This window comes from Bartonella sp. PS7NMGDW (genome assembly GCF_042193585.1).
GTDB classification, from domain to species: domain Bacteria; phylum Pseudomonadota; class Alphaproteobacteria; order Rhizobiales; family Rhizobiaceae; genus Bartonella; species Bartonella grahamii.
The window spans coordinates 7,314-11,077 of sequence record NZ_JBHILX010000023.1 but is presented as its reverse complement, the minus strand read 5'-3'; the positions used below and the strand labels follow the sequence as shown (position 1 = coordinate 11,077).

At 39.4% G+C, this 3,764-nt stretch carries 2 protein-coding genes and 3 pseudogenes; 2 read left to right on the top strand and 3 right to left on the bottom strand.

What is annotated here, in order from left to right:
- From ACFIKJ_RS08190 to ACFIKJ_RS08180, 3 genes and pseudogenes are all read right to left on the bottom strand, one after another.
- A partial coding sequence (locus ACFIKJ_RS08190; RefSeq protein WP_375670456.1) for a phage tail protein occupies positions 1 to 313 on the bottom strand: 313 nt, incomplete at its 3' end.
- A gap of 13 nt (positions 314 to 326) precedes the next feature.
- Positions 327 to 701, bottom strand: a complete 375-nt coding sequence (locus tag ACFIKJ_RS08185; protein WP_375670455.1) for a hypothetical protein — start codon at positions 699 to 701, stop codon at positions 327 to 329.
- A 3-nt stretch (positions 702 to 704) separates the two neighbouring features.
- Positions 705 to 1,454 (bottom strand): annotated as a pseudogene (locus tag ACFIKJ_RS08180) (phage tail sheath family protein); the annotation flags it as partial.
- On the opposite strand from ACFIKJ_RS08180, the pseudogene ACFIKJ_RS08175 reads away from it, so the two are divergent.
- Both ACFIKJ_RS08175 and ACFIKJ_RS08170 read left to right on the top strand, forming a co-directional pair.
- Positions 1,451 to 1,646 (top strand): annotated as a pseudogene (locus ACFIKJ_RS08175) (transcriptional regulator); the annotation flags it as partial. The pseudogenes ACFIKJ_RS08180 and ACFIKJ_RS08175 sit on opposite strands and share 4 nt — an antisense overlap.
- Before the next feature lie 790 nt (positions 1,647 to 2,436).
- Positions 2,437 to 3,764, top strand: a pseudogene (locus ACFIKJ_RS08170) (autotransporter outer membrane beta-barrel domain-containing protein); the annotation flags it as partial.

Here is a 3,764-nt window from a genome sequence, read left to right as displayed (position 1 = left end):
TGATCACCACGGGACCATGGAGAAGGACACTATAGGTCGTATCATTGATCCAACGAAGCATCTGCACCGGCTTTGCTGTTCGAATGGTTCTGCTTATGGCATCAATGGCTACACGATCACCAAACTCTTCTGGAAACCAAACGCCATGAATGGTTTTTGCATCATTGCCATAGCCGGTAAATTGCAAACTGGGGGACCTGCCAAAACGCTCCATACAAACCCATGAGGCAGAAAACTCTTCTTCAAAGGATTGGAAATTCAGCCAATCCACATAAAATTGATGCGGACCTAACATCATCAAAGGATCTCTCATAGGTTCCCTCCCCTCATTCTGTCCCCCCATGCAGAGCATTAGCGCGTGCCCGTTGAATGGCGTGGGCAACCGCACGACCAGTGTCCACAGGATCACGGGCGCCATTGACATGCACTGTGATATTTTGATTGTGCGTGATGGGGGAACGGTCTTTGTCTCTTTGCTCTCTCGCAAATGAATTTACAGGAGAAGCCCCCGCAAATTGTGGTATGGGCTGAATGGCTGTTTTACCCCCCAAAAAACTTGGCAAAAACTCTCTTACATCAATGGAACCAATCCACCCCTTCATGCGATGAGGCAAAGATTTACAAAAATCTGTCAATTGTGAGATGGTGCCCATAAAACCATCAACAATCAGGATAAAACCGCGTACAATGCGTAAAGTCATGCTTTAACTCCTTGCTGCTTTACGATAAGTTTCAAGCGTATCGCCAAATTGATAAGTCATTTTCTTTTGGATATCTTGCGCCAAACGGTCAAAATAAGCGCTATTGCGCCGGCTGCCGAAACTCAAATCTTCTAAGGGTGGCACTTCTTCTGCATCAAACTCGACCCGCAATTTTCCCAATTGTAAAGTGCTGTTGGAATTTAAATCGCGGTCAAACCAAACCCGCCCACCCAAAAGCGCTCCACGCGCAATCAGATCATCAAGAAACTGCGTGAGGCTGCGGGTAATGGCAATAACATGTTGACCAGTAAGGTTTTCATCATTGGCCCAAGGGCGGAAATTGTTGATGATCGTTTTTTCCAATGCTGCACGGGTGCGCACCACATTGACAAAACGCCAGAGTGGATCACTAGAGGTGGTATGATTTCCCCATAAAATACGTCCATTGGCAGCTATTTGTCCCCCAGAATTACCTAAATGCGCATTTTGGCTAAGCCGTGCTGGAATAAAGGTCGCAATATCGGCTTGATTGAGGCGATTTGCCTCATGATCGATTTCCCCATCAAAATAGCTAATCGGGCGCGCCGTGCCTAAAATGCCTTTAACATCTTGGTTGGAGGGAGACCAAAAAACACCGCCCCTTTGCTTGTCACGTTTGATAAACATCGCCGCCGCAAAAGGACTTGCGGGTTTAACACTAACACCCCCATCAGAATTTGCCACCCGTACAAAGGGATCAATCAGGTAACAAAAATGCAACAATTAAACTTCCCCCTGAAGATATAGCAGAACTCGCGGCAGAGCTTGATAAAAAGTTACAAGAGCTTGTTCAAGACATCAAAGACAAGGAAGAAATAGAGCTTACCTTGCCTCTTTTTAAAATTGCATTTAAAACGTCAAATAGAGGTTGAAAAAGCACTCAAGAGCTACACAAATCCAACTTAACCATCATTATACAATAGAAAATGAAGGTGCATTTCTCCTTACATTAAGATTTTTAATAACACTTTGTTTTTAACATATTATATTTTTTTTTGCTTTTTGGGCTGATTTTGGAGCGAAGTTCACAATTTATAGATTTTTTTCAAAGGGGCTTAAAAGGCGGTTTTCTAGGCTTTCACAGAGTTTTTTTTAAATCTTCAAAGCCTTTTCCTATTTTTCCATTGAATCACAGTTTTTTCTCATTTTCACTATTTTTTAGATGTCAAAATCCATTTTGATAAAACGCCCATTTAATGGTGAAAATTAGTCATAAAAAAATCATAAACTCCCACCTATTCCCACTTAAAAAAAACTCCTGTCAAACGACAAACTTTCTTTTTTGTATATCCACAGCAGCATAGATACTGCTATTCTTTATTGCTCATTTCCTCTCTTCTTGTTTCTTTTTTCTAATATTTTCTCCATTCTTTTCTTTCTTGTTATAACTCAATAAAGTTTATCTCTAAACAATGCACAATAATAACACTATGATATACAATCAAAAAATATAAATAATTTATAATATTATAAAATAATTTTTATTTATAATTTAGTTTTATATTTATTTCATAATGAATAATATAATAATATAATAATATAACGTTATGTATTTTTTATAAAAAAACATTTTTATACTTTACATAAAAATAAAAACAATCTATTGATCTCCAAAGTAGAAAACCATTCATTTTGATATCCTTCTTGTAAGCGGGGGAAGAATGCGTGGGGCTTATAAGTTAAGGAAAATATCTAAATGTTTAAAAAATCTCTTTTATCCGGCACAGCTGCCGTAGCTGTCATGCTGTTTAGCACCCATTTCAGCGCATATGCGACAGTCCTAAGTGCTACAAGTAATGAAGACGTAAAAGACGTCTCCAGCGACGCCTCCGAAAAAAACTATGATGCGATTAAAGCAACAAATGCTGGAAAAATCATTGGCAAGGATTTAAAAATAACCGGTACTGAATCTGAAAAAACTGGTGTAACATCTACAGATCTTGGTAGCGAAATTACGTTAAAAGGCACAACAACCATTGAAAAAGCTGTGGATGGGATCCTAGCAAAAACAGGTGGTAAAATCACCAGCGAAGATTTAAAAATAAAAGGAGACGATACAGGAACTGGTGTAACAACCACAGATCCTGATAGTACAATTGAATTAACAGGCAAAACAACCATTGAAAAAGTTGCAAACGGGTTTCTGGTAAATAAGGGCAGTAAAGTCACTGCAAAAGATGTAACGATAATCCTTCCTGAAGCTAAAGAAGACAGCATTGGTATATTCGTCGATGGTGCTAATAGCGTGATTGAATTAACGGGTCAAACAACCATTAAAGACATTGCTGGCGGTGGTCTTAGGGCAACAACTGGTAGCAAAATCGTTAGTAAAGATTTAACAATAACCGGCTCTCAGAACGAAAAAAATACCAATAGCACCGGTATAGCGGCCTACTTGCCAAATAGTATGATTGAATTAACAGGCAAAACAACCATTGAAAATATGGTAACTGGGCTTTATACAGCATTTGGTAGCAAAATCGTTAGTGAAAATTTGACAATAACCGGCTCTGAAACTGAAAAAAAGAGTACTGGCGCAAAAGCCGATGGCGCTAACAGCGTCATTACATTAAAAGGCACAACAACCATTGAAAAAGTTGCAAACGGCCTTGATATACAAAATGCAGCTACAGCCAGTATGACCGGTGGTTCCATCACAGCATCTCAAATAGGTGCTCTTTTCAACGCTAGCGGAAGTGATGAAAATAAAAACACGCTGGACAATGTAAAAATATCGAGCAGCAAAGATGACGCCTTGATAGATAAAGGAATAAGTGCCGAAAAAAGCACTGTGTCTTTAAGCAATGTAACCGTCACTAAAGCGACAACAGGCATATTTGCAAATAATAACTCTACAATAACAGTGTCTGGAGGTTCATTCGACGGAAAAACTGAAGGGGTATATGCGAAAGAAGGCAGCGCCATTACTTTAGACGAAAAAGCTGCGGTTACATCATCTGATGGTTATGGACTTCATGCAGAAGGTCCAAAAGCCCAAATCACGAAGACAAAAGGTGCTGTAAG

Excerpts from the sequence above, each read along its gene's own strand:
- ACFIKJ_RS08185 (WP_375670455.1), bottom strand. The coding sequence starts at position 701 with ATGACTTTACGCATTGTACGCGGTTTTATCCTGATTGTTGATGGTTTT.